Genomic DNA, 26,174 nt, shown 5'->3' with positions numbered 1-26,174 from the left:
TCAGCGCTCGCTCAGCGGCCGCACGGAGACGGTCTCGGGGACCATCCTGTGCTCGCCCGGCGCGTCCTTGGCCGCCATCAGGCCGCCGCCCAGGGCCACCACCAGGCCGGCGTGGGTTTCCAGGCGCGCGGCCTGCACCTGCTGCAGCGTCAGCTGCTGCTGGAACAGGCGGGTCTGGGCGTTGAGCACGTTGAGGTAGTCGGTCAGGCCGCCGCGGTAGGCCTTGGTGGCGATGTCGTAGGTCTTCTGCGCGGAGGCCACCGCCTGCTCGGCGAGGCTCTGCTGCTTCTCCATCGAGTGGGTGCGGATCAGTTGGTCGGAAACGCCCTTGAGCGCCCGCACCAGGGTCTGGTTGTACTGCGCCACGGCGGCGTCGTAGCCGGCCGACTCCTGGCCCAGCTGGGCGCGGCGGCGGCCGCCGTCGAAGATCGGCAGGGAAATCGCCGGGCCTGCGCTGTAGGTGAACTTGCGCGCGGTGATGAACTCCAGCATGCCGCCACCGACGGCGCTGTAGCCCAGGCTGGCGATCAGGTCGACGTTGGGATAGAACTCGGCGCGGGCCACGTCCACGCCCTTGGCCTGGGCGGCGACCTTCCAGCGCATGGCGACCACGTCCGGACGGCGGCCGACCAGTTCCAGCGGCAGCGCGCTGGGCAGCCCCGGCTGCTTCGCCAGGGCCAGCTTCGGCCGTACCAGCGCGGCGCCGGCGCCCGGGCCCTTGCCGGCCAGGGCGGCGATCTGGTTGCGCGACAGGGCGATGGCTTCCTCGATGGCGTCGATCTTGCGCTTGGTCTCCGGCAGCGGCACCTCGGCCTCGCTGACCTCGAACTGGGTGCCCAGGCCCCCGGCCAGGCGGCGCTGGGCCAGGGAGAGAATCTGCTGCTGCTGTTCCAGCATGGCCTCGGCGATGTCCAGCTCGGCGTACTGCAGCGACATCTGGATGTAGGCGCGGACGAGGTTGCTCTCCAGCTCCAGCTGGGCCATGCGCGCCTCGGCGGCGGTCATGTAGGCCACGTTCATGTAGCGCTCGGTGTTGCTGCGCTCGCGGCCCCAGAGGTCTAGGTTGTAGGAGAAGCCCAGGGAAGCGTTGTTGTTCCAGCTGGTGGTGTCGGCCAGGTCGCCCGGGCCGTAGAAGTAGTCGGTGGGCCACTTGTGACGGGTCAGCGAGGCATCCGCGCTGACCTGCGGCGACTCGGCGGACTCGGCCACGCCAGCCATGGACAGCGCCATGCGCACCCGCGCCTCGGCTTCGGCCAGGCTCGGGCTGTTGTCCAGGGCGGTTTGCACCCAGGTGTTCAACTGCGGGTCGCCAAAAGCGCGCCACCACTGCTCGGCCGGCCACTTCGCATCGCGGTTGGCGGACTGGATGGCGGCATCGGTGGCCAGTTGGTCATTGCCCAGGCGCTGTTCCTGCGGGGCGATGCCATGGGTACTGATGCAACCGGCAATTGTTGAGAAAACGACAAAGGAGCCGACGAACGCCAGTCCTTTCACGAGGTGACGCGACACGGTTGAGGATCCTGGAGGGTGAGCTTGCTGTTTCAGCGTAGAGGATGCCGAAGAAACCATTCGGGCGAGTAAATTCTAGGGAGACGCGGCGAAACGGATAAGACGGCCAATTTGTGAATCTTTATTACCGATAATGAAATAATGTGGCCGGATGTCTCATGTGACAATAAGCCACCCTGTCGTTCCCGAGGGCTCCGAATGGACACTCTGCAAACCATGCGCGCGTTCGTCTGCGTGGCCGAGACCGGCAGCTTCACCGCCGCGGCCCAGCAGCTGGGCACCACCACCGCCTACGTCTCGCGCGCCGTGGCCAACCTGGAAACCCACCTGCGCGCGCGCCTGCTCAACCGCACCACCCGGCGCATCGCGCTGACCGAGGCGGGCCAGCGCTACCTGCTGCGCTGCGAGCAGATCCTCGCCTACGTCGAGGAAGCCGAAGCCGAGGCCGGCGACGCCCACGCCCGCCCCGCCGGGCGCCTGCGCGTGCACTCGATGACCGGCATCGGCCAGCACTACGTGATCCGCGCCATCGCCGGCTACCGCCAGCAGCACCCGGAAGTCAGCTTCGAACTGACCATGGCCAACCGCGTGCCCGACCTGCTCGACGAAGGCTTCGACGTGGCCATCGTGGTCGCCACCGAGCTGCCCGACTCCGGCCTGGTGTCGCAGCGCATCGGCGAGACCTACAGCATCCTCTGCGCCTCGCCCTCCTACATAGAGGCCCGCGGCGCGCCACGCACCCCCAGCGACCTGGTCAACCACGACTGCCTGCGCCTGGTCAGCCCGGTGCTGGCCCTGGACAAGTGGCTGTTCGACGGCCCCAACGGCCAGGAAATGATCACCGTCGGCCCGCCGACCTTCCAGGTCAACGTCGGCGACGCCATGACCGAGGCCATCCGCTGCGGCATGGGCATAGGCGCGCTGCCGGTCTACTCGGCGCTGGAAGGCCTGGAGGACGGCTCGCTGGTGCGCGTGCTGCCGCACCACAAGCTGCAGCTGCTCAACGTCTACGCCCTGTACCCGTCGCGGCAGTACCTGGACGCCAAGATCAAGACCTGGGTCGGCTACCTGCGCGAGAACCTGCCCGGCGTGCTGCAGGCCGACGAGGCCGGCATGGCCCGCCCGCACCTGGCCTAGCCCGAGCCCGCGCGGCTTTGGCCGCGCGATAACCGCCCCGCATCCTCGCCGCCGGGGCCGCCGGGCTTGCCAAGGGCGGTGGCGGGGATGCTAGGGTTGCGCTCCCGTCTGTCAGTCGTTGCCTTCCCCACCATGAAAAAGAACGTCTTCGTCTTCAGCCGCCTGGCGCCCGAACACCTCGAACGCCTGCGCGCGCAATTCAACGTCACCGTGCTCGACCCGAAACTGGGTGACGTCGACGCCCAGTTCGCCGCCGCCCTGCCCCAGGCCCACGGCATGATCGGCGTCGGCCGACCGCTGGGCGAGAAGCAGCTGGCCCAGGCCGGGCAGCTGGAAGTCATTTCCAGCGTCTCGGTGGGCTACGACAACTACGACCTGGCCTACCTGAACCAGCGCGGTATCGCCCTGACCAACACCCCGGACGTGCTCACCGAAACCACCGCCGACCTCGGCTTCGCCCTGATCATGGCCGCCGCCCGGCGCACCACCGAGCTGGACGCCTGGACCAAGGCCGGGCAGTGGAAGCGCACCGTGGACGCGCCGCTGTTCGGCGTCGACGTGCACGGCAAGAAGCTCGGCATCCTCGGCCTGGGCCGCATCGGCGCAGCCATCGCCCGCCGCGGCCGCTTCGGCTTCAACATGGACGTGCTCTACCACGGCAACAACCGCAAGCCGGAGCTGGAGCAGGAACTGGGCGCGCGCTACTGCGGCTTCGACGAACTGCTCGGCGAGGCCGACTTCGTCTGCGTGGTGGTGCCGCTGTCCGACGCCACCCGCAAGCTGATCGGCAAGCGCGAGCTGGAGCTGATGAAGCCCAGCGCCATCCTGGTCAACATCGCCCGCGGCCAGGTGATCGACGAAGCGGCGCTGGTCGAGGCGCTGCAGGAAAAACGCATCCTCGCCGCCGGCCTGGACGTCTACGAGAAGGAGCCCCTGGCCGAATCGCCGCTGTTCGCCCTGCCCAACGCGGTGACCCTGCCGCACATCGGCTCGGCCACCCACGAAACGCGCCTGGCCATGGCCGAATGCGCCCTGGAGAATTTCGAGACGGCGCTGCGCGGCGAGCGGCCGAAGAACCTGGTCAACCCGCAGGTGTGGAAGGGCTGATCGCGAACGAAGTCCCTACAGGCCACACCGGGATGCTCTTCGTAGGATGGTGTTGAGCGAAGCGATACCCATCGCCGCGACCGCATGGGTTTCGCAAGCTCAACCCATCCTACGAAGAGCCACCTGCCCCACCGCAACCGGCTTCGGCTTGCGGAACACCAGCACGTTGCCGGCCATCACCAGCGCCAGCTCGGCCAGGGCCGGCGCGCTCCACTGGTAGCCCTCCATGAACGCCGAGACGTTCAGCGCCACCACCGGGAACAGCACGGTGCAGTAGGCCGCGCGCTCCGGCCCCATGCGCCCGACCAGGGTCAGGTAGGCGGTGAAGCCGATCACCGAGCCGGGGATCGCCAGGTACAGCAGCGAACCGACGTAGCGCGCGCTGCCGTCGAAGGTGAAGGGCACGCCCTGCGCCAGGCAGATCGCCAGCAGGATCAGCGCGCCATAGAGCATGCCCCAGGCGTTGGTGCTCAGCGGGCGCAGACCGGCCTTCTGCTGCAGGCTGGAGAGCAGGTTGCCGGCGGAGAAGCACAGCGTGCCCAGCAGGGCCAGGCCCAGGCCGTAGAAGGTCTCGCGGCTGGCGGCGTGGCCGGTCAGCTCCGGCCAGAACAGCAGGGCCAGGCCGAGCAGCCCCAGGGCGCCGCCGCTAGCGACGTTGGCGGCGATGCGCTGGCCGAAGAAGATGCGCGCATTCAGCGCGTTCCACAGGGTGGCGGTGGAGAACACCACGGCGATCAGCCCGCTGGGGATCCACTGGCTGGCGGTGTAGAAGCACAGGAAGTTCACGCAGAACAGGCACAGGCCCTGGGCCAGGCACAGCGCCTGGCCACGCCGGCCCAGCGGCTGCAGGCGGCGGCTGAGCAGGAGAATGGCGAACAGCACCAGTGCCGCCAGGGCGAAGCGGTAGGCGATGGACAGCGCGATGGCGACCTCGCCGACCTGCAGCTTGATGGCGATCCAGGTGGTGCCCCAGATGAGCACCGTGAGCAGGTAGAGCGACAGGTTCATGGCTGGCCTCCGGTCATGGGAAGCCAGTGTCCGCCCGCGCGCCCGGGCGCCGCTTGCAGATTCTTGCGCTTATTGCGACAACCGGGCTGGCAACGCGCGCGGGCGCGGGTAGAGTGGAGGCCTGAAGGAGTCGCCCCATGTCCGCCATCGAACAGCTGCAGGTCTTCCAGTCCATGAACAGTTCGCCCAACGCCCGCCTGGAGCGTTGCGCCGAGCTGGGCGACGGCCTGTCCGCGGCCATGTGGAGCAACCGCCACGACGCCCGCGACTACCTCAGCCCCGACCACCACACGCTGTCCTGCTACCTGGCCGGCGGCACCGGCACCTTCCGCCGCGGCGCCCCCGGCGCCAAGGGCGCGCCGGACAAGCTGTGCATCATGCCGGCCGGCGAGGAAGCCTCGTGGATCGTCAACGGCGACATCCGCCTGGCGCACCTGTACTTCAGCCCGGAACGCTTCGCCCTGGGCTGCGTGCAACTGCTCGACCGCGAACCGCGCGAGCTGCGGTTGCGCGAACACACCTTCCTCGACGACCCGCAGCAGGCCGCGCGCTTCCGCCAACTGGTGCAACTGGACTGGAACGAGCCGGGCGAACGCCTGCACACCAGCAGCCTGGCCCAGGCCATCGTCGACCATGCCCTGCTGACCCAGGTCGGCCGCCGCGACGGCCTGCGCCTGAAGGGCGGCCTGGCCCCTGCCCTGCGCCGGCGGCTGTGCGACTACATCGAGCAGAACCTCGCCGAACCGCTCAGCCTGGGCGAGCTGGCAGCACTGGCGGCGCTTTCGGAATACCACTTCGCGCGCATGTTCCGCGAAAGCTTCGGCATGCCGCCACACCAGTACGTGCTGGCCAGGCGCCTGGCCCATGCCTGCGAACTGCTGCGCCAGGGCAGCCTGGCGCTGAGCGAGATAGCCCTGGCCTGCGGCTTCTCCAGCGCCAGCCACTTCGCCAACCGCTTCCGCGCGGCGCTGGGGGCTACGCCGGGGGAATACCGCGCGGCGTTCAACGGCTGAACGACGGGGCTTTTTGTAGGAGCGAGGGGGACGCCTAGTTCTTGCTCGCGAATGGGGCTTATCCTGGCGTTATTGGTGTTTGGATGAACTCCGTCCCCTCTCCCCAGCCCTCTCCCTGAAGGGAGAGGGGGCTGTCCGTGCCGAGAGAAGGCTAGGTTTCAGCCGGTAGCTTTCGATGCTGCCGGCTAACGCCATAACATCAAACCCTGCCCAACGGTCCCCTCTCCCTTCAGGGAGAGGGTTAGGGAGAGGGAGCGGAGCCAAGCCCAGGCATCCAAGTAACCGGGAGGCCCCATTCGCGAGCAAGCTCGCTCCTACGAAAAGCCCATCCCCCCAGCAATCACCCCAACACCGCCAACACCCCACCCACCAGCGGCACCCCCGCCGCCGCCGCCGCCGGCAGCGTCAGGCGCGGCAGCCAGGCCAGCAGGGCCACCAGGGTGGTGGTGGCGAGCATCAGCAGGCAGGCCCAGTAGACCAGGCCCAGCTCGAGGCCCAGCAGGTGGATGCAGTAGGCCAGCGCCAGGCCGCCGTCCACCAGCGCCACGCCACGCAGCAGGCGCACGCGGGCCTCGCTGGGCGCGCGGCCGAACAGCTCGCGGTGGTGGCGGGCGAGGCCCAGGCAGGCGGCGGTCATCGCCAGCAGGTTGAGACCGAAGACCAGCAGCATCAGGCGTACTCCCCTTCCACCCGTTCACGGCGGCGCGCCTTGGCTTCGGGCGCCGGCGGGCGGCCCAGGCGCCAGGCCAGGGCGGCGCACAGCGCGCCGGTGAGCAGCAGCGCCAGGTCGATACCGGCGAGCAGCCAATCGCCGCGGGCCAGGCTGCTGGTCAGGCGGCCCGGCTCGGGGCCGAACAGCCCCAGCAGCGGCAGGCCCAGGGCCAGCACGGCGGCGACCAGCGCCTGCTCGCGGGCGGTGCGGCCGCTGCCCTGGCGCCACGCCGCGTGCAGCAGCGCCAGCAGCCAGACCACCACGAAGCTGGTGATTTCCCAGCGATCGCGCTGGGCCAGTTCCGTCGGCAGCAGGCGCGAGGCCGCCAGCAGCCCCAGGCTGGCCAGCGGCAGGCCGCCGCAGACCGCGGCATTGAGCGTGCGCACCAGTCCCAGGCCGGCGCTGCCGCGGGCTTCGCGCTTGGCCACCCAGACCTGCAGGCCGCCGAAGATCATCCCGCAGCCGACCAGGCCCAGCAGCAGGTAGAGGATGCGCACCAGGGTGCCGCCGAACTGCGCCATGTGCAGCCCGGTCAGCCAGGCGTAGGTCTTGTAGCCGTTGCCGTAGGGCGGCTGCACGTGCAGTAGCGCGCCGGTGGCGGCGTCGAAGGAAACGGTGCGCTGGTCGTTGACCATGCCGCGGTCCACGGCCCGGCGGATCTGCACCATGGACGAGGCGTCGTTGGGGTGTTCGAGGTTGATCCAGCCCACCCGGCTGTCATCGCCCCACTGCTCGCGGGCGCGCTCGACCATGCGCGAGATCGGCTTCGGCGGCTTGGCCGGGCGGCCCAGCTCCTCGCGGTCGAAGGCGTGCTGCACCTCGTGTTCGAAGCGCTCGAAGTCGCCCTTGTAGGCGACCTTGATGCCGGCCTGCATGTACAGGGTGATGAAGATCACCAGCCCGGTGTAGGCCAGCAGCACGTGGAACGGCAGGCCGATCACCCCCAGCACGTTGTGCGCGTCGAGCCAGCTGCGCTGGCGCGCCGCCTTCGGCCGCAGGGTGAAGAAGTCCTTGAAGATGCGCCGGTGGACGATCACCCCGCTGACCAGCGCCACCAGCATGAACATCCCGGCGATACCGACGATGTAGATGCCCAGGGTGCCGGCGTGCAGGGTGTAGTGCAGCTCGAAGAAGAAGCCGCCGCCAACGGTCTTCGGCAGTTCCTCGCCGGTCTGGGCGTCGATCAGGAAGGAGCGGAAGGCGCTGAGGTCGCTGGGCACCCAGCCGGCGGTCCAGTAGGGCCCGCGCTCGGTCGGCGGCAGCATCCAGTAGGCATGGGCCTTGGGCGCGCGCTCGACCAGGGCGGCGTGGACCTGGTCCACGCCCACCGCCGGCTGCTGCGCCTCGTGCAGTTGCGGCAGCATCCAGCGCGTCAGCTCCGGCTCGAAGCACGACAGGCTGCCGGAAAAGATCACCACGAACAGCAGCCAGCTGACCAGCAGGCCGCTCCAGGTATGCAGTCCGGACATCGACTGGCGCAGGCTCATGGGCGCACTCCGAAGTCGTGGGGCAGGAACGCGGCCAGCGCCAGCAGCGCGCTCAGCGCCAGCGGCACCAGGCAGGCGCGCCAGGTGCTGCGGGCAGCGAACACGTAGAGGATGGCCACCACCCAGACCATGAAGCAGCCCAGGCTGGCGAAGGCCACGCGGTCGGCGCGGGCCAGCGGCAGGTAGACGCTGAGGAAGGCGGTGCTGGTGTAGGCCAGGGCATAGCCGCCGAACAATGCGGCCAGGATGCGCGCGCTGAGTTGCGCGCCGAAGCGGCCCTTGCTGCTCATGGGCGTACCTCGGGCTGGAACGGCGGGAATCCGGACGGGTGCATGGCTGTGCTCACCTGCTGACAGAAGTTCACCCCGAACAGGGGTGGGCAAAAGCGGAAATTTATATGAAATGCGTTCGCATTTGAAAGAGATACGCAAGAACGGATGTGAATAATCCCGCGCCTCTTCCCCACCATCAGGGCATTCCAGGCCGGGCGTAGGCGCTGTGGCTGAGCGCGCCCGAGGCCGGCAGGAAGTTGTCCTGGGCGCAGGGCGCGCAGCAGCGGGCGCGGCGACGTGTTGGGGAAGCGGGACATGCTGTGGATTTCCTCGTTCGCACAAGCGGGATTGCACAGAGGCCGAACGACCGTGGAAAACCTGCAGAAAAAATCAGAAAAGTTTTCAGCGCCCCCGCCGGGCCTGCTCCATGGCCCGTTCGAGCAGTTGGAAGACCCGCGGCGACTGGCACTGGGCGACGTTGAAGCGCAGGAAGTCCGGCGCGTTCTGGCCCAGGCTGAAGACGTTGCCCGGCGCCAGCACCATGCCCTGCTCCAGCGCCGCGCGGGACACCGCGGCGGCATCCAGAGCGCCGGGTAGCCGCGCCCAGACGAACACCCCGCCGCGCGGCTCCAGCCAGGGTTGCAGGCCCAGGCCGCGCAGGCGCGCCAGGGTGTCGCCCATGGCGTCGGCCAGGCGCACGCGCAGGCCTTCTATATGCCGGCGGTAGCCGCCCTTGCGCAGCAGTTCGTGGAGCAGCTCGGCGTTGAACGGGCTGTTGCCGAAGGACGTGGCCAGCTTCAGGTCCACCAGTTGCTCGCACCACTGCGGCCGCGCCGCGATATAGCCGCAGCGCACCGAGGCGGACAGCGTCTTGGAGAAGCTGCCGACCTGGATCACCCGCTGCAGGCCGTCGAAGGCGGACAGCCGCGGCGCCTGCTCGTGCTCGAAGTCGGCGAAGATGTCGTCCTCGACTATCAGCAGGTCATGGGCCTCGGCCAGCTTCAGCAGGCGGTGCGCCACCAGCGGCGAGAGCTGCGCGCCTGTGGGGTTGTGGAAGGCCGAGTTGGTGATGTACAGGCGCGGCCGGTGGCGCTGCAGGATGCCGGCCAGGGCCTCGATGTCCGGCCCCTGCGGCGTGTAGGGCACGCCGATGGCCACCGCGCGATGGGCGCGCAGCAGGGCCTGGAAGTTGAAGTAGCCGGGGTCGTCCACCAGCACCTCGTCGCCGGGCTCCAGCAGGAAGCGGCAGACCAGGTCGATGGCGTGGGTGCCGCCGTCGGTGAGCACAATCTGCTGCGCGCCGACCTGCAGGCCGTAGTCGCCCAGGCGCCGCGCCAGCTGCTCGCGCAGGCCGGCATGGCCGTAGGGGCGGCCGTACTCCAGCAGGCTCGACTGCGGCTCGCGGGCCAGTTGGCGCAGGGCACGGCGCAGCTCGTCCTCCGGCAGCCAGGACGGCGGCAGCCAGCCGCAGCCGGGCTTGAGCGAGTCCTCTGCGGCTTCCAGCGCCTGTCGGGAAATCCATAGCGGGTCGATGCTGCGGTCCAGCGCCGGGCCGATCTCGGCCAGCGACAGCGGCGGCAGCCGGCCGCAGACGTAGAAGCCGGAACCGCGCCGGGCGGCGATCAGCCCCTCGGCGGCAAGGCGCTCGTAGGCCTCCACCACGGTGCTCTTGGACACCTCCAGGCTCTGCGCCAGCGCGCGGATCGACGGCAGCCGCTCGCCCGGCACCAGGCTGCGCGCCGCCAGGCGTTCGCGCACCTGGCGCATCACCCCGTCCACCCGTGTCACGGCCATGGCCACCTCGACTGTACCGATGAAAATCCAGGACAGTTTGTTCGAATTGTACTGATCTGTCACTGGCCGCCCGCCCTTCCCGGCGCCACCATCGAGACTCCCCTCTGCTCTTGGCGAATGCTCGATGAATGCTTCTTTAGGCGGTTGGTTCAGCGGTTTCCTCGGCGTGCTCATCTTCAGCGGCTCGCTGCCGGCCACGCGGGTGGCGGTGGGCAGCTTCGAACCGACCTTCCTCACCCTGGCCCGGGCCAGCATCGCCGGGCTGCTGGCCGCGGCCATCCTCTTCGTGCTGCGCCAGCGCCGCCCGGCGCGCCAGGACATCCCGGCGCTGCTGGTGGTGGCCCTGGGCGTGGTGGTCGGCTTCCCGCTGCTCACCGCCCTGGCCCTGCGCCACGTCAGCTCGGCCCACGCCATCGTCTTCGTCGGCCTGCTGCCGCTGGCCACCGCCAGCTTCGCCGTGCTGCGCGCCGGCGAGCGGCCGCGCCCGGCGTTCTGGGCGTTCTCGCTGCTCGGCAGCGCGGCGGTGGCCGGCTACGCGCTGAGCCAGGGCGGCGCCGGCAGCCTGATGGGCGATGTGCTGATGCTGGCGGCCATCCTCGCCTGCGGCCTGGGCTACGCCGAGGGCGCGCGGCTGTCGCGGCACCTGGGCAGCTGGCAGGTGATCTGCTGGGTGCTGGTGCTGTCGTTGCCGCTGATGCTGCCACTGACCCTGTGGACCTGGCCGGCCGACCTCGCCGCGGCCAGCCTGCCGGCCTGGCTGAGCCTGGGCTACGTGTCGCTGTTCAGCATGCTCATCGGCTTCTTCTTCTGGTACCACGGCCTGGCCCGCGGCGGCATCGCCGCGGTGGGCCAGCTGCAGCTGCTGCAACCCTTCTTCGGCCTGGCCCTGGCCGGCCTGCTGCTGCACGAGCAGGTCAGCCCGCTGATGGCCGTCTCGACCCTGGCGGTGGTGGCCTGCGTGGCGGGGGCGCGGCACTTCGCCCGCTGAGCCGCCTGTGGCAGCGCGTCGCGGGAAATAGGGGTATCATCGGGCGTTTGTGTATTTCCCCGGGCTTGCCGGAAGGAACCTCCGATGACCCCACCCGCCGAGCCGCCCGCGGCGCCCGCCGACCTGGCGCCGCGCCCGCGCCTGACCCTGGGTAGCCACGTGCACAGCGGCTTCGACCTGCGCAGCGGGCGCATGCAGAACATCGCCCGGCACCGCGCCGCGCTGGCCTTCCTGTACGCCGGCATGCCCGTCTCGGGGCCGATCAACCCGCGCACCGGCAGCGAGCTGCGGGTGTTCCGCGACGACCGCATCGTCCGCCTCAGCCGCCAGCCCGAGCGCGAGCAGCAACTACGCCAGCAACTGCGCCAGTTCGGCTTCAAGCCGGCGATGCGCCGCAGCGACGCCCTGGAGGAAAGCGCCGGGGAAATGTTCGAGCTGCCCGACGACGCCACCTGGCAACAGTTCATGCGCGAGGGCCTGCCGCAGTTGCGCGAGCTCGGCTGGGACGTGGACGTGCGCCCGGAGTTCGTCTTCGACCTGACGCCCATCGAGAACTGGTACGCCGAGATCGAGGAGACCGACGACCGCCAGTGGTTCGACCTGGAACTGGGCATCGAGGTCGACGGCCGCCGCATCAGCCTGCTGCCGGCGCTGATCGAACTGATCCGGCGCATGCCGGCGCTGCTCGACCCGCAGGCCCTGGCCCGCCACCCCGACGACGAGCAACTGGTGCTGCGCCTGGACGCCGGGCGCAACCCGGTGCACAGCTGGCAGACCGCCTCGGAGCGGCCGCTGCGGGTGGCCCTGCCCTTCGGCAAGCTCAAGCCGCTGCTGGGCACGCTGTCGGAGTTCTACCTGGGCGACCAGGCGCCGGTGCGCCGCCTGCGCATGGGCGCGCCGGACGCCGCTCGGCTCTCCGAGCTGGAAGAACTGCCGCTACGCTGGCAGGGCGGCGACGAGTTGCGCGAGATCGCCCTGCGCCTGCGCGACTACCGCGCCCAGCCGGCACCGCTGCCCGAGGGCCTGCGCGCCGAGCTGCGCGCCTACCAGCACGAGGGCCTGAGCTGGATGCAGACGCTGCGCGCGGTGGGCGCCAGCGGCATCCTCGCCGACGACATGGGCCTGGGCAAGACGCTGCAGTCCCTGGCCCACGTGCTGCTGGAGAAGCAGGCCGGGCGCCTCAACGCGCCGGCCCTGGTGGTGATGCCCACCAGCCTGATCCCCAACTGGCTGGACGAGGCCGAGCGCTTCACCCCCGGCCTGCGCGTGCTGGCCCTGCACGGCGCCGGCCGGCGCCGCGACTTCGCGAAGATCGAGGAACACGACCTCATCCTCACCACCTACGCCCTGCTCCCGCGCGATGCGGAAAAGCTCGGCAAGCACGCCTACCACCTGCTGATCCTCGACGAGGCGCAGAACATCAAGAACGCCGGCACCAAGGCGGCCCAGGCCGCGCGCCAGCTGAATGCGCGGCACCGCCTGTGCCTGACCGGCACGCCGCTGGAGAACCACCTGGGCGAGCTCTGGTCGCTGTTCCACTTCCTGCTGCCCGGCTGGCTGGGCGACGCCAAGCAGTTCGCCCAGCACTACCGCACGCCCATCGAGCGCCACGGCGACCAGGCGCGCCTGGCCCACCTGGCCGCGCGCATCCGCCCCTTCCTGCTGCGCCGCACCAAGGAACAGGTGGCCTCGGAGCTGCCGCCCAAGAGCGAGTTCATCCAGCACATCGAGCTCAGCGAGGCCCAGCGCGACCTCTACGAGACGGTGCGCCTGGCCCTGGACCGCAAGGTCCGCGACGAAATCGCCCGCCGCGGCCTGGCGCGCAGCCGCATCATCATCCTCGAGGCGCTGCTCAAGCTGCGCCAGGTGTGCTGCGACATCCGCCTGGTGCAGAAGGACGCCCAGCCACCCAGCGGCCGCGCCAAGGCAGTGACCTCGGGCAAGCTGGAATACCTGCTGGACATGCTCGAGGAACTGCTCGCCGAAGGCCGCCGCGTGCTGCTGTTCTCGCAGTTCACCTCGATGCTCGCGCTGGTCGGCGAAGCCCTGCAGCAACGCGGCATCGACTACGCCCTGCTGACCGGCGACAGCCGCGACCGCCGCCAGCCGGTGGAAGACTTCCAGCAGGGCCGCGTGCCGCTGTTCCTGATCAGCCTGAAGGCCGGCGGCGTGGGCCTGAACCTGACCGCGGCGGACACGGTGATCCACTACGACCCCTGGTGGAACCCGGCCGCCGAGAACCAGGCCAGCGACCGCGCCTACCGCATCGGCCAGGACAAGCCGGTGTTCGTCTACAAACTGATCGCCCGCGGCACGGTGGAAGAGAAGATCCAGCTGCTGCAGCGGGAGAAGGCCGCGCTGGCGGCCGGCATCCTAGAAGGCGCGGGAACGGATTGGCAGCTGGACGATGCCGATATCGACGCGCTGTTCGCGCCTTTGCCGAAGGCGGTTTGAGGAGGTTCGTGGGGCGGTCTGTAGGAGCGAGCTTGCTCGCGAATGGGCGTATCCCTTTGGCCACTGTTTCTGGGGCCGACTCCGCTCCCTCTCCCTAACCCTCTCCCTGAAGGGAGAGGGGACCGTTCGGAGCGCTTTGGTATTCCTGAGTCAACCGGCAATCTTGGGCTATCCGGCTGAAACTGACCTTCCCGCTGGCACGGACAAGCCCCCTCTCCCTTCAGGGAGAGGGCTGGGGAGAGGGCGCTCTTGAACCCAGCACCTATGCCACCGGCAAACGCCAATTCGCGAGCAAGCTCGCTCCTACGAAAGTCCCCTACAACTGCGCCACATGCCCCGCCGTCTGATGCGCCCGCAGGTAGGGCAACACCGCCGCCAGCAACGGCGCCTTGAAGGCTTCCTGGAAACGATGGGCCATCCCCGGAATCAGCTTCAGCTCCGCCCCGTGGATATGCGCCGCCACATGCACCCCATGCATCACCGGCAACAACGGATCGGCGGTGCCATGGATGACCAGGGTAGGCACATTCAAACGGTTGAGCAGGTCGACCCGGCTGGGCTCGGCGAGGATCGCCAGCATCTGCCTCTGCACCCCCTCGGGGTTGAAGGCGCGGTCGAAGGATTGCGCCGCCTGCTGCAGCAATTGCTCGCGGTCGTCCTTCACCTCCGGGCTGCCCAGGGCGGCGAGCAGGTCGGCCTGTTGCTCGATGGCCTGTTCGCGGCTGCCAGCCTCGCGCCGGGCCAGCAGTTTCAGCAGGCTGTCGCTGGGCGCCGGCAGGCCCTCGGCGCCGGAACTGGTCATCACCAGGGTCAGGCTGAGCACCCGCTGCGGCGCCAGGTCGGCGACGTGCTGGGCGATCATTCCGCCCATGCTCGCGCCCAGCACGTGGGCCTGCTCGACGTGCAGCCCGTCCAGCAGGCGCAGGGCATCCCAGGCCATGTCGGTGAGGCTGTAGGGCGCGCTGACCGGCAGGCCCAGGCGGTAGCGGATCACCTCGTAGGTGAGGTTGGCGCCGGGCGTGGGCACGCGCCAGGCGCTCAGGCCGACGTCGCGGTTGTCGTAGCGGATGACGCGGAAGCCCTGCTGGCAGAGGGTCTGCACCACTTCGTCGGGCCAGTGGATGAGCTGGCCGCCCAGGCCCATGATCAGCAGCAGCGTCGGGTCCTTCGGCGAGCCTATGCTCTGGTAGGCCAGGCGCACGTCGCCCAGGTCCAGGGTGTCGGTGGGCACCCGTGGGTCGCAACGATCGCCGGCAAAGGCAGTGAGGGGCGCCAGGCACGACAGTGCCAGCGCCAAGAGAAACGCACGCATGTGAAAATCCGGAATGCAGAACCCCAGTGAAAGCCGATTCTGATGAATTTCCGTGCATCGCTCTGCCACACAACCGTGACACTTTGATGAAAGGCGCCGAGCGGTCGCCGCCAGCCTGACCGGCGTCATGGCACGGGCGCGGCCGGCCCGGCATGGTTCCAGGGAAGCAGTCGTTCGCCAAGGGGCGCCCATGAGCTATCCGATCCTGCTGGTCCTGCATCTGCTGGCCGCCATCGCCTTCGTCGGCACCGTGTTCTTCGAGGTGCTGATTCTCGAACGGGTGCGCCGCCATGTACCGGCAGACGCCCTGCGCGCCGTGGAACGCGCCCTCGGCCAGCGCCTGCGGCGGGTGATGCCCTGGGTGATCCTGACCCTCTTCGGCAGCGGCCTGGGTATGCTCAAACTGCGCTACCTGCCGCTGCTGGCCCATCCGCTGGACTCGCCCTTCGCCACCCTGCTGAGCCTGAAGCTGCTGCTGGCCGCCAGCGTGCTCTGCCACTTCTTCTGCGCCATGTACCTGATGCACAGCGGCGGGATGACCGGAAGGCGCTCGCGGATCATCCACTACAGCGTCTTCGCCCACGTCCTGGGCATAGTGCTGCTGGCCAAGGGCATGTTCTATCTGAGCTGGTAGATCGGCGGCGGCACGGGCGGGTCGACAGCCGGCCGCGCATGAGACAAACTCAATCCAGTTTCGGATGTAATCAAGTTTTACTCATGTTGGAAGCGGCGCCATGCTCGAGATTCGTCACCTGAAAACCCTCCACGCCCTGCGTGAAGCCGACAGTCTGGTGGAAGCCGCCGAACGCCTGCACCTGACCCAGTCCGCCCTGTCCCACCAGTTCAAGGAACTGGAGGACCGCCTGGGCCTGTCGCTGTTCATCCGCAAGACCAAGCCGGTGCGTTTCACCAGCGCCGGCCTGCGCCTGCTGCAGCTGGCCGACGCCATCCTGCCGCAGCTGCGCACCGCCGAACGCGACCTGTCCCGCCTGGCCGGCGGCACTGCCGGGCGCCTGCACATGGCCATCGAATGCCACAGCTGCTTCCAGTGGCTGATGCCGACCATCGACCAGTTCCGCGACGCCTGGCCGGAGGTGGAGCTGGACCTGGCCTCGGGCTTCTCCTTCGCCCCGCTGCCGGCCCTGGCCCGCGGCGACCTCGACCTGGTGGTGACCTCCGACCCGGTGGACATCGCCGGCATCACCTACGTGCCGCTGTTCACCTACGAGGCGCTGCTGGCGGTGGACAACCACCACGCGCTGGCCGGCAAGCCCTACATAGTGCCGGAAGACCTGGCCAGCCAGACGCTGATCACCTACCCCATCGAGCGCGACCGCCTGGACATCTTCACCCGCTTCCTGGAACCGGCCGACGTCGAGCCGGCCCAGGTGCGCACCTCGGAGCTGACGGTGATGATGATGCAGTTGGTGGCCTCCGGCCGCGGCGTGTGCAGCCTGCCCAACTGGGCGCTGCACGAATACAGCTCGCGCGGCTACGTAACGGCCAAGCGCCTGGGCGAGAAGGGTCTGTACTGCACGCTCTACGCGGCCATCCGCGCGGACATGCTGGATGCGCCCTTCATGCGCGACTTCCTGCTGACGGCCAAGGACACCTCCTTCGCCACCCTGGAGGGGGTCAGCGCGGCGAAGGGGTGAAATCGCGGGCGGCGCCTGGGCGCTCTTCGTAGGATGGGTTGAGCTTGCGAAACCCATGCGGTCGTGGTGATGGGTATCGCTTCGCTCAACGCCGTCCTACGGGGCGACTCCTGCCACGTAGGAGACTCTGTCCGCGATAGCCGGACGTCCCGGCGCAGTTCGCGGATGAGATCCCTACCCTGCCCCACCTACGCCATTCCAATCCGTAGGGCGCATAACGCCTACGGCGTTATCCGCCGTTTGACCTTGGTTACCGGCCCGCTCGGTGTCGAGCCTGGCGCGGGTCCTCCACGCGGGCCAAGCCGCCGGAAAGGCTCAGCCGCGGACGATGCCGCGCTGGTACAGGGCCTCGATGGTCTCGGGCGCCAGGCCCAGCTCCGCGAGCACCTCGCGGGTGTTCCCGCCCAGGGCCGGCGGCACGCTGCGGTAACTGGCCGGAGTGCGCGAGAGCTTCACCGGCGAGGCGATGCCGCGGTAGTCGCCCAGTTGTACCACCAGGCCGCGATGCGCGGTGTGCGGGTGCTCCACCACGCGGTCCACCGTGGCGATGGCGCCGCAGGGCACGCCCAGGCGGATCAGCCGTTCGGCCAGCTCGCGGCCGTCGTGCGTCGCCAGGTGGCCCTCCAGCGCCTGCTTGAGCGCTTCGCGGTTGACCGAGCGCTGGCCGTTGTCGGCGAAGCGCGGGTCTTCCAGCAGCTCGCCGGCGCCCAGGTAGTCGCACAGCCTGGCGAACTGGCGGTCGTTGCCCACGGCGAGGAAGATCGGCTCGCCGCCGGTGCGGTAGCTGTCGTAGGGGGCGATGTTCGGGTGGGCATTGCCGGTGCGCTGCGGCGTGCGGCCGGAGGCGAAGTGGTTCGGCAGGTGCGGGTGCAGCAGCGAGATGCCGCAGTCGTACAGGGCGATGTCCACCGACTGCCCGCGCCCGCTGCGTTCGCGCTCGTGCAGCGCCAGCAGGATGCCGGCCACGGCGTTCAGCCCGGTGACCATGTCGACGATCGGCAGGCCGATGCGCAACGGCCCGCCCTCGGCCTCGCCGTTCACGCTCATCAGCCCGGCCATGGCCTGGATCGCCGCGTCGTAGCCGGGCAGCCCGCCCAGCGGGCCGTCGGCGCCGAAGCCGGATACCGCGCAGTGGATCAGCCGCGGGAAGCGCGGGCTGAGCACCTCGGCGTAGCCGATGCCCCAGCGCGCCAGGGTGCCGGGCTTGAAGTTCTCGATCAGCACGTCGGCGCCTTCCAGCAGTTGCAGCAGCAACTCGATGCCCTCGGGCCTGGACAGGTCGACGGCGATGCCCTTCTTGTTGCGGTTCACGCCGCGGAAATAGGAAGCCGTGCCACCCTCGAAGGGCGGGCCCCAGCCGCGCGTCTCGTCGCCGCCCAGGGGTTCCAGCTTGATCACTTCCGCGCCGTGGTCGGCCAGGGTCTGGGAGCAGTAGGGGCCGCCCAGCACGCGGCTCAGGTCGATGACTTTCAGGCCACGCAGGGCACCGGTCTCGTGGTTCATGGCAACTCTCTCTTGTCGATTCTTGTCGGTTGCGGGAAGTCAGGCCGGCAGCAGCTGCATGGCTTCGTCCAGGCTCATCTCGCCCTCGTCGAGCAGCCGGGCCAGCAGCGGCGCCCCGGCTTGCAGGCCCAGCGGGTCGCGCGGCAGCAGCTTGTGCTGCAGCACCAGGTGGGCCAGGGCCAGGCGCCGGCGGTCGCTGGCCTGGCGGCCGGCTTCCCAGGCCATGAAGATGGCGCTGGCGATGTGGTAGAGCGCGCTGCCGGCCTGGCGCACCTGCTCGTCCTGGCGCGCCTCGGCCACGTCGGCCATGAGCGCCACGCTGCGCTCCAGCAGCGCCTCGAAGCGGGCGCGGCTGGCCTCCGGCAGGCCGCTCTCGGCCAGCAGGCCGCGCAGGTACTGGTGCAGCGGCTCCAGGGCCTGTTCGCGGGTGACGGCGCGGGCGATGTCCAGCGCGACTATGTTGCTGGTGCCTTCCCAGATGGAGCCCAGGTGGGCGTCGCGGACCAGGCGCGCGTCGCTCCATTCCTCGATGTAGCCCACCCCGCCGCGCACCTCCATGGCGTCGCCGGTGACGCGCCGGGCATCGCGGCAGGCGCGGAACTTGATCAGCGGGGTGAGGATGCGCACGCACTTCTGCGCCGCGGCGTCGCCGGCGTCGGCGCGCGGCAGCAGGGTGGCGATCTGCATGAACATGGAGCGCGCCTGCTCGGCCGGCAGCATCAGCTTCAGCAGCTGTTTCTGCATCAGCGGCATGTCGATCAGGTGCTTGCCGAAGGCGCGGCGGTGGCGGGCGATGAACAGCGCCTCGCTGAGCGCCCGGCGCATCAGGCCGGCGGCGCGCACGCCGTTGGACAGGCGCGACATGTTGACCATGTCGGCCATCTGCTGGAAGCCGCGGCCGACCTCGCCGATCAGGTAGGCGCTGGCGCCTTCCAGGCAGATTTCGCCGCTGGCCATGGAGCGGCTGCCCAGCTTGTCCTTCAGGCGCAGGATGCGGTAGGCGTTGCGCGAGCCGTCCGGGCGGTGCCTGGGCAGCAGGAACAGGGTCACGCCCTTCATGCCCTCGGGCGCGCCTTCGGGGCGGGCCAGGACCATGGCCAGGTCGGCGTCGGGGTTGGAGCAGAACCACTTGTCGCCGTACAGCTTCCACTCGCCGTCCTCTTGCCGCGCCAGGGTGCGGGTGCGGGCGACGTCGGAGCCGGCGGCCTGCTCGGTCATGAACATGGCGCCCTGGAACAGCCTGTCGAAGTCCCGCGAGGCCAGCGACGGCAGGTAGCGCTCCACCAGCTCCGGCGCGCCGAACCTGCGCAGGGTGCGGGTCAGCGAATCGGTCATGCTGACCGGGCAGCACAGGCCGAACTCGGCCTGCACGAAGAGGTAGGTCAGCGCGTACTTCACCAGCGGCGGCGCGCCGTCCGGGCGGTGGCTCATGGAGGCCAGGCCCAGTTCCGAATAGGCCACGCGCTCCAGGGCGACGTAGTCCGGGTGCTTGCGGATGCTCTGCAGGTCTTCGCCGCGGCGGGTGCGCGGCGCCAGCTGCGGCGGGTTCCTGTCGGCCGACAGGGCCAGCACGTCCAGCTCGTCGCCGGCGCGGGCGCCGAGGCGCTCGAGGGTGTCGCGCCACTGCGCCAGCACCTCCGGCGGCAGATACACCTCCAGCAGGCGCTGCAGCGAGGGGTCGCAGGCATACAGGTTGATGCCGCGGCTGTCGGGGATATTCAGGGCGTCTTCGGGGCGGACTTCAGGCATGGCGGTCATGGCGCGTCTCCGGGTCTTGTTCTGGCGCCGAGACTAGGAGTGCGTGACGATAAGTATCCAATACAATAAAAATCATCCACGATAAGAAAAACAAATCGTAGAAACCCGGGTGCCCTGCCATGGACCTCAAGCAACTGCGCTACTTCATCGCCGTCGCCGAGGAGCTGCATTTCGGCCGCGCCGCCGCGCGCCTGTTCATCTCCCAGCCGGCGCTGAGCTTCGACATCAAGAAGCTGGAGGAGCAACTGGGCATCCAGCTGCTGGTGCGCAACAACAAGTCGGTGAAGCTGACCAACGCCGGCCAGGTGCTGCTCGACGAGGCGCGCAGCCTGTTGCTGCAGGCCGAGAAGGTGAAGCGCCTGACGCTGCTCTCCGCCGAGGGCGCGGTGGGCCAGCTGCGCGTGGGCTTCGTCAATTCCATGCTCTACCGCGGCCTGCCGCGGGCCATGGCGCGCTTCGAGGCGGAGCAGCCGAACATGGAGGTGCTGCTGATGGAGATGAACACCTCGGAACAGGCCCTGGCGCTGCAACGCGGGCAGATCGACATCGGCTTCGTGCACTGGGCCAGGCTGCCGGCCGGGATCGCCTCCGAATGCCTGGTCGCCGACCCCTTCCTCTGCTGCGTACCGGCCGGCCACCGCCTGGCCGGACGGGCGCGCATCGACCTCGCCGAGCTGCGCGACGAGGGCTTCATCCTCTTCCCGCGCAGCCTGTCGCCGCACTACCACGACCTGATCATCGCCCGCTGCGTGGACGCCGGCTTCAGCCCGCACATCCGCCACGAGGCGCGGCTGTGGCAGACCATCGCGGCCATGGTCGGTCTGGGCATGGGCGTGGCCCTGCTGCCGCAGACGCTGTGCCTGGCCTGGAAGAACCAGGTGCGCTACCTGGAGATCGAGCAGAGCGGCGCGCGCTCGGAAATCCACGCCATCCTCGCCACGCAGGACGCGCCCCATGCGGCCCAGGCCTTCCTGGCCACGCTCAAGGCCTGCCTGGACGAGGGCGTCGATACGCAATCGCTTATCGCACCATAAGATTAAAAAACTATTGATCCGCAGGGGCGCCGCATAGACTCCGAACCAACCCGGGGCAACACCGACGCACGCCAGTCGCCACCCCGCGCCCTCCCCCGGAGGGCGCGCGCGGGGCCTGCGCGTCGGCGACCAGAACAACAACAATAAGCAGGACCCGCCCATGCCCAGCACGCCCTCCTCCGCAGACGCAGCGCTGCACCGCAAGGCCCGCAAGGCCGGCATCGCCTCCTTCATCGGCACCACCATCGAGTGGTACGACTTCTACATCTACGGCCTGGCCGCCGCCCTGGTGTTCGGCAAGGTGTTCTTCCCGCCGGACATGGACCCGGGCCTGGCCACGCTGCTGTCCTTCGTCACCCTCTGGTCCGGCTTCGTCGCCCGCCCGCTGGGCGGCATCATCTTCGGCCACCTGGGCGACCGGATCGGGCGCAAGAACACCCTGGTGATCACCCTGATCATGATGGGCATCGCCACCACCTGCATCGGCCTGCTGCCGGTCTACGCGCAGATCGGCGTGTGGGCGCCCGTGGCCCTGGTGGCATTGCGGGTGATCCAGGGCGTCGCCGTGGGCGGCGAATGGGGCGGCGCCATCCTCATCGCCAGCGAAAGCGCGCCCAAGGGCAAGGGCATCCTCTACGCGGCCTTCGCCCAGCAGGGCTCGCCCACCGGCAACCTGCTGGCGACCCTGGTGTTCTTCGCCCTCAGCGCCCTGCCCATGCCGGACTTCATGCTCTGGGGCTGGCGCATCCCGTTCCTGATCTCCGCGGCGCTGGTGATCGTCGGCATGGTCATCCGCCTGAAGCTGGAAGAGTCCGAGGACATGAAGCGCCTGCTGCAGCAGAACAAGACCGTGAAGCTGCCGCTGGTGGAGGTGCTGCGCGAGCACTGGCTGATCGTGCTGCTGGGCGCCGGGGTGCTGCCGATCATCCACGTCACCTACTTCAAGAGCACCTTCGCCCTGTCCTGGGCCACCAAGACCCTCGGCTACAGCCAGGGCACCTTCCTCAGCATCATCGTCATCGCCCTGGTGGTGCAGTTCTTCAGCCAGCCGTTCGGCGCGCTGCTGGCCTCGCGCATCGACATGCGCAAGGCGGCGTGCCTGATGGTGCTGCCGGAGTTCATCCTGATGCCGGCGATGTTCTTCGCCGTGGAGACCAACGTCTACTGGATCGCCGCCGTGGGCATGTGCCTGGCCACGGTGCCGCACGCGATGTTCTACGGCGCGGTGGGCGGCATCCTCGCCCGCGCCTTCCCCGCGCGGGTGCGCTACACCGGGCTGTCGCTGGCCTACCAGCTGTGCTCGCTGCTGGTGGGCGGCGGCACGCCGGTGCTGGCGCAGTGGATACTCAACAGCACCGGCAGCATCGTCGGCGTGGCCATCGCCTCGGGGCTCTACGCCCTGGTCTCGCTGGCCTGCACCCTGGCGCTGCTGCGCATCACCGGCTTCCGGGCCGGCGAGCTGTCCAGCGCCGAACGCGCCGACGCCCGCGAACTAGCCGCGGGCGCCGCGGCGGAGCCCGACGCACCCGAGCGCGGCCGGCCGTTGCCCGCCGGCCCGCACCCGGCCTGAGTCAGGCTTCCTCGAAGTGCATCTCCGGCGGCTGCTGACGGAAGCCGCCGGTGAGCACGGCCAGGTACAGCACCCCGGCGGTGAGCCAGGCCAGACCCAGGTAGATGGCCAGGTGGTCGAGGCTGGCCATCAGCCAGAGGTCGGCGACCAGGCCGATCAGCGGGAAGGCCAGGAACAGCACCGCGCCGCGCAGGCCGCGTTCGCCGCGGGCGATCCAGTAGTGGAAGATCACCGACAGGTTGACCAGGCTGAAGGCCAGGAAGGCACCGAAGTTGATGAACGAGGTGGAGGTGGTCACGTCCATCTCCAGCGCCAGCAGGGCCACCACGCCGCACAACACGATGCTGCCCACCGGGGTGCCGAAGCGTTCGCTCAGGGTGCCGAAGAAGGCCTTGGGCAGCACGCCGTCGCGGCCCATGGCGAACAGCAGGCGCGAGGCGCTGGCCTGGGCCGACAGGCCGGAGGTGAACTGGCCGACGATCAGGCCGATGAGGAAGATGCTGACGAAGAGGTCGCCGCCGATGTTGCGGGCGATCTCGTAGGCCGCCGAGTCGGCGTTCTGGAACTCGGTGGACGGGTGCGCGAGCTGCACGAAGTAGCTGGCGGCGATGAAGATGAAGCCGCCGATCAGGGTGATCAGCAGGATGGCGCGCGGGATGTTCTTGCGCGGCTCGTGGGTTTCCTCGGTCAGGGTGCTGACCGCGTCGAAGCCCAGGAACGAATAGCAGGCGATGGCCGCGCCGCTCATGATCAGCGGCAGTTGCACGCCTTCCTTGAAGAAGGGTTCCAGCGACCACAGCGGCTTGCTGGCGTCACCCAGCACGTAGTGCACCGCCAGCAGCACGAAGGCCGCCAGCACCAGGAACTGCACCAGCATCAGCACGCTGTTGACGTTCTTCGCCAGGCGCAGGCCGATGACGTTGATGCCGGTGGTCACCCCGATGAAGGCCAGCACCCACAGCGCCTGGGGCACCGCCGGGAAGGCCGAGTGCAGGTAGGCCGCGCCGATCAGCCAGATGGCCATGGGCAGGAACAGGTAGTCCAGCAGCACGCCCCAGCCGGCGAGGAAGCCCAGCTTGGGGCTGATGGACTTGCGCACGTAGGTGTAGGCCGAGCCGGCCACTGGGAAGGCGGCGGCCATGCGCCCGTAGCTGAGCGCGGTGAAGAGCATCGCCACCGAGGCCACGAGGTAGGCCGCGGGCACCACGCCGCCGGTGGTGTCGGCGAGGATGCCGAAGGTGCCGAGGACGATGATGGGGGTCATGTAGGCGATGCCGAACAGCACCACCGAACCCAGCGAGAGGGTGCGCTTGAGTCGAGCCATTGAGTGCTTACTCCGAGTTGTGTTTGTTATGGCAGAGTCGAAATCGACGCGTGCAAAGGCGCCTCCCCTCACCCGGGAGACGCAGGCGGGAGGGGCGCCCCCGCCGGTACTTCTTGGCAAGATCGGTTGGCGCGGCCCTGCGCCTTCCGGGGCTCAGCCCGGAATCAGCAGCTCGCGCAGGCCGTCGGCGTGCTCGCGCGTCTCGCCGGGCAGCACGAAGCGGCGCTCGACGATGTAGCTGTAGTCGCGGCGCGCCTGCTGCAGGCGCGCCAGGTCCAGTTCCACGCGCATCCGGCATTCCTCGCGGCCGGCCTCGCAGAGCAGTTGGCCGAAGGGGTCGACCACCGCGCTGCCGCCGGCGAACACCAGGCCGCCGTCGCCTTCGCCGACGCGGTTCACCATCACCGCATAGGCCTGGTTCTCCATGGCCCGGCCGGTGATCGCGGTGCGGTGGGTGGGGCCGTAGGGGTCCATGTTGCCGTTGGTCACCAGGATCAGCTCGGCGCCCAGTTGGCCGAGGGCGCGGGCGCTTTCCGGGAACTCGATGTCGAAGCAGATCAGGATGCCCACCCGCACGCCCTTGAACAGCGCGGTGGCGTAGCGGTCGCCGGGGGTGAAGATGCCGCGGTCGGAGGCCCACAGGTGGGTCTTGCGGTACTTCAGGGCGATGCCCTCGGGGGTGACCAGCAGCGTGGTGTTGTAGAAGCGGCCGTCGTCGCCGGCCTCGGCGATGCCCACCACCACGGCGACGTCGCGCTCCCGCGCGGCCTGCTGCACGGCGCGCACGCTGGGGCCGTCCAGCGGCTCGGCGAGGCGGGCGACGTTGTCCTCGGTGGGGAAGCCCATCAGTTGGGTCTCGGGGAACACCACCAGGTCGGTGTCCGCGGCGCAGGCGCGGATCGCCGCCAGGGTACGCCCGAGGTTGTAGGCGGTGTCGCCGTCGCGGCCGGCCAGTTGGACGAGTTCGACCTTCATTGCAGCTCCTGTCGTTCTTGTTGCGGGCTCGTTCGCCGCGCGGGGTGGATCGGCCATCCTGGCGGGAAACATGACCGCCCGGCGCAAAAGGGTCAGAATGCGCGCCGGGCCGGTGCAAGGCATTCACCGAGTATGCAGTTCGCCATCGCGCCCGGGTAATTACGCCCACGTGGTAACCCAACAGGGGTAGAGGCATGAACCTTACGCTGCAGGACATCGCCTGGCACCGCTCGGTCGGGCAACTGATCGAGACGCTGGACAAGCCCAACTTCTGGCTCGCCCTGGTGCGCCTGCTGAACGAGTATGTGCCATTCGACAGCTGGGTGGCGCTGCTCTTCAGCAACGGCCGCCCGCAGGTGTTCGCCGAATGCCCGGGCGAGGACGGCGGCCCCGACCCGCTGTTCCAGGACTACCTCAAGGGCCTGTACCTGCTCGACCCCTTCTACATCGCCAGCCGCGAGGCCCCGGGCAGCGGCCTGCTGCGCCTGGCCGACGTGGCCCCGGAATGCTTCGAGCAGACCGACTACTACCAGCGCTACTTCCGCCTCAACGTGGTGGCCGACGAGGTGCAGTTCAACGTGCAGCTCGACGCCGAGCGCACCCTGTGCCTGTCCCTGGGCAGCAAGGGCCGCTTCAGCGCCGAGCAGGCCGCCCTGCTCGACCTGCTGCGCCCCTGGGTGGCCGGCCTGATGCGCCAGCGCATGGCCTTCGAACGCGAACTGCTGGAGCAGGCCACCCCACCGGCGCCGCGCTGGCAGAGCCGTCTGGAAGAAACCGTGGAACGCCTGGAAACCCCGCTGACGGCCCGCGAGCTGGAAGTGGGCCGGCTGATGCTCAGCGGCTGCTCCAGCAAGGAGATAGCGCGCAAGCTGGCGATCTCGGCGGAGACGGTGAAGGTGCACCGCAAGCACATGTACAGCAAGCTGGGGATCAAGTCGCAGTCGGAGTTGTTTTCGTTGTTCCTGCAGGCGCAGGGGTAAGGGGAGTTCGTAGGGCGTCGCCGGGCTTTGGTGCATAGGCCGGCGGCGGATAACCGCGAACGGTTATGCGCCCTACGAACTTGCCGGCTGACGCGGCGTTATCCACCCACGCCAAACGGCTCCCTCTCCCTCCGGGAGAGGGCTGGAGTGAGGGCAATGGACTTCGCCGACACTCCACTGCCAGCCCCGTACTCCGCTCCCCCACTCTAACCCTCCCCCGCAAGCGGGAGAGGGGACCGTTCGGCGTGAAGCGAAACCACCAAGCTCCCTGAAACCCTGTGCAAGGCTCTGGCTTCCGGCGTTCGCGGGAGTGGCGTGGTGGAAGGATAACTCCGGATTCTCCATCCGCTCCGAACAGCCCCCTCTCCCTCCGGGAGAGGGCTGGGGTGAGGGCAACGGGACTTCGCCGACACTCCACTGCCAACCCTGCACTCCGCTCCCCCACCCTAACCCTCCCCCGCAAGCGGGAGAGGGGACCGTTCGGCGTGAAGCGAAACCACCCAGCTCCCTGAACCCTGTGCAAGGCTCTGGCTTCCGGCGTTCGCGGGAGTGGCGTGGTGGAAGGATAGCTCCGGATTCTCC

The 26,174-nt window shown here is 69.2% G+C and carries 21 protein-coding genes; 10 read left to right on the top strand and 11 right to left on the bottom strand.

Going from position 1 to position 26,174, the window contains the following annotated elements; all coding sequences use genetic code 11:
• A complete protein-coding gene (locus IG194_RS25065; RefSeq protein WP_051878360.1) occupies positions 1-1,509 on the bottom strand; it encodes an efflux transporter outer membrane subunit in 1,509 nt (502 codons plus the stop codon).
• 198 nt (positions 1,510-1,707) lie between these two features.
• On the opposite strand from IG194_RS25065, the gene IG194_RS25060 reads away from it, so the two are divergent.
• Both IG194_RS25060 and IG194_RS25055 read left to right on the top strand, forming a co-directional pair.
• The gene (locus tag IG194_RS25060; protein WP_009619078.1) at positions 1,708-2,646 is read left to right on the top strand and encodes a LysR family transcriptional regulator; all 939 of its coding nucleotides are present in this window, start codon (positions 1,708-1,710) and stop codon (positions 2,644-2,646) included.
• A 132-nt stretch (positions 2,647-2,778) separates the two neighbouring features.
• A complete protein-coding gene (locus IG194_RS25055) occupies positions 2,779-3,753 on the top strand; it encodes a 2-hydroxyacid dehydrogenase (RefSeq protein ID WP_058489065.1) in 975 nt (324 codons plus the stop codon).
• Positions 3,754-3,852: 99 nt separating this feature from the next.
• Here the strand turns inward: IG194_RS25055 and IG194_RS25050 are convergent, their stop codons facing one another.
• Positions 3,853-4,761: a DMT family transporter gene (locus IG194_RS25050; RefSeq protein WP_058489064.1), complete on the bottom strand. Its 909-nt coding sequence runs from the start codon at positions 4,759-4,761 to the stop codon at positions 3,853-3,855.
• Positions 4,762-4,898: 137 nt separating this feature from the next.
• On the opposite strand from IG194_RS25050, the gene IG194_RS25045 reads away from it, so the two are divergent.
• Complete coding sequence (locus IG194_RS25045; RefSeq protein WP_058489063.1) at positions 4,899-5,774, top strand: helix-turn-helix domain-containing protein; 876 nt, start codon at positions 4,899-4,901, stop codon at positions 5,772-5,774.
• Between the two features lie 340 nt (positions 5,775-6,114).
• Here IG194_RS25045 and IG194_RS25040 read toward each other — a convergent pair whose 3' ends face one another.
• The 4 genes from IG194_RS25040 to IG194_RS25025 form a co-directional block, all read right to left on the bottom strand.
• A complete protein-coding gene (locus tag IG194_RS25040; RefSeq protein WP_058489062.1) occupies positions 6,115-6,444 on the bottom strand; it encodes a DUF3325 domain-containing protein in 330 nt (109 codons plus the stop codon).
• Positions 6,444-7,973 (bottom strand): PepSY-associated TM helix domain-containing protein, encoded by a 1,530-nt coding sequence (locus IG194_RS25035; protein WP_058489061.1) that lies wholly within the window; start codon positions 7,971-7,973, stop codon positions 6,444-6,446. The genes IG194_RS25040 and IG194_RS25035 overlap by 1 nt, the downstream gene beginning before the upstream one ends.
• Positions 7,970-8,263, bottom strand: coding sequence for a DUF3649 domain-containing protein (locus tag IG194_RS25030; protein WP_009619068.1), 294 nt, complete (start codon positions 8,261-8,263; stop codon positions 7,970-7,972). Before IG194_RS25030 ends, IG194_RS25035 begins: the two co-directional genes overlap by 4 nt.
• Before the next feature lie 384 nt (positions 8,264-8,647).
• Entirely contained in the window at positions 8,648-10,039 is a 1,392-nt protein-coding gene (locus IG194_RS25025; RefSeq protein WP_058489060.1) for a PLP-dependent aminotransferase family protein, read from the bottom strand.
• A gap of 124 nt (positions 10,040-10,163) precedes the next feature.
• Here IG194_RS25025 and IG194_RS25020 point away from each other — a divergent pair, with 124 nt between their 5' ends.
• Both IG194_RS25020 and IG194_RS25015 read left to right on the top strand, forming a co-directional pair.
• Positions 10,164-11,027: a DMT family transporter gene (locus IG194_RS25020; RefSeq protein WP_058489059.1), complete on the top strand. Its 864-nt coding sequence runs from the start codon at positions 10,164-10,166 to the stop codon at positions 11,025-11,027.
• A gap of 426 nt (positions 11,028-11,453) precedes the next feature.
• On the top strand, positions 11,454-13,481 hold the full coding sequence (locus IG194_RS25015) for a DEAD/DEAH box helicase (protein ID WP_141679787.1): 2,028 nt from the start codon (positions 11,454-11,456) through the stop codon (positions 13,479-13,481).
• Positions 13,482-13,797: 316 nt separating this feature from the next.
• On the opposite strand, the gene IG194_RS25010 is transcribed toward IG194_RS25015, so the two are convergent.
• Positions 13,798-14,793 (bottom strand): alpha/beta fold hydrolase, encoded by a 996-nt coding sequence (locus tag IG194_RS25010; protein ID WP_058489057.1) that lies wholly within the window; start codon positions 14,791-14,793, stop codon positions 13,798-13,800.
• Positions 14,794-14,983: 190 nt separating this feature from the next.
• Between IG194_RS25010 and IG194_RS25005 the strand changes: the two genes are divergently transcribed.
• Together IG194_RS25005 and metR are read left to right on the top strand one after the other, a co-directional pair.
• Entirely contained in the window at positions 14,984-15,427 is a 444-nt protein-coding gene (locus IG194_RS25005; RefSeq protein ID WP_009619061.1) for a CopD family copper resistance protein, read from the top strand.
• Between the two features lie 100 nt (positions 15,428-15,527).
• Positions 15,528-16,448, top strand: coding sequence for a transcriptional regulator MetR (gene metR / locus IG194_RS25000; RefSeq protein WP_058489056.1), 921 nt, complete (start codon positions 15,528-15,530; stop codon positions 16,446-16,448).
• Between the two features lie 315 nt (positions 16,449-16,763).
• Here the strand turns inward: metR and IG194_RS24995 are convergent, their stop codons facing one another.
• A complete protein-coding gene (locus IG194_RS24995; protein WP_058489055.1) occupies positions 16,764-17,951 on the bottom strand; it encodes a CaiB/BaiF CoA transferase family protein in 1,188 nt (395 codons plus the stop codon).
• A gap of 39 nt (positions 17,952-17,990) precedes the next feature.
• The gene (locus IG194_RS24990; RefSeq protein WP_058489054.1) at positions 17,991-19,709 is read right to left on the bottom strand and encodes an acyl-CoA dehydrogenase family protein; all 1,719 of its coding nucleotides are present in this window, start codon (positions 19,707-19,709) and stop codon (positions 17,991-17,993) included.
• Positions 19,710-19,828: 119 nt separating this feature from the next.
• Between IG194_RS24990 and IG194_RS24985 the strand changes: the two genes are divergently transcribed.
• Entirely contained in the window at positions 19,829-20,743 is a 915-nt protein-coding gene (locus IG194_RS24985; RefSeq protein WP_058489053.1) for a LysR substrate-binding domain-containing protein, read from the top strand.
• Positions 20,744-20,903: 160 nt separating this feature from the next.
• Positions 20,904-22,313 carry an MFS transporter gene (locus IG194_RS24980; RefSeq protein ID WP_058489052.1) on the top strand — a complete coding sequence of 470 codons (1,410 nt, stop codon included), beginning with the start codon at positions 20,904-20,906 and terminating at the stop codon, positions 22,311-22,313.
• A gap of 1 nt (position 22,314) precedes the next feature.
• Here IG194_RS24980 and IG194_RS24975 read toward each other — a convergent pair whose 3' ends face one another.
• Both IG194_RS24975 and IG194_RS24970 read right to left on the bottom strand, forming a co-directional pair.
• Positions 22,315-23,637: an APC family permease gene (locus tag IG194_RS24975; protein ID WP_058489051.1), complete on the bottom strand. Its 1,323-nt coding sequence runs from the start codon at positions 23,635-23,637 to the stop codon at positions 22,315-22,317.
• A gap of 153 nt (positions 23,638-23,790) precedes the next feature.
• Positions 23,791-24,612: a carbon-nitrogen hydrolase family protein gene (locus IG194_RS24970; protein WP_058489050.1), complete on the bottom strand. Its 822-nt coding sequence runs from the start codon at positions 24,610-24,612 to the stop codon at positions 23,791-23,793.
• A 194-nt stretch (positions 24,613-24,806) separates the two neighbouring features.
• On the opposite strand from IG194_RS24970, the gene IG194_RS24965 reads away from it, so the two are divergent.
• On the top strand, positions 24,807-25,592 hold the full coding sequence (locus IG194_RS24965) for a helix-turn-helix transcriptional regulator (RefSeq protein WP_009619040.1): 786 nt from the start codon (positions 24,807-24,809) through the stop codon (positions 25,590-25,592).
• Positions 25,593-26,174 lie beyond the last annotated feature (582 nt).

This window comes from Pseudomonas sp. ADPe (genome assembly GCF_014843515.1).
GTDB lineage: Bacteria > Pseudomonadota > Gammaproteobacteria > Pseudomonadales > Pseudomonadaceae > Pseudomonas > Pseudomonas citronellolis.
This window is presented reverse-complemented; position numbering and strand designations above follow the sequence as displayed.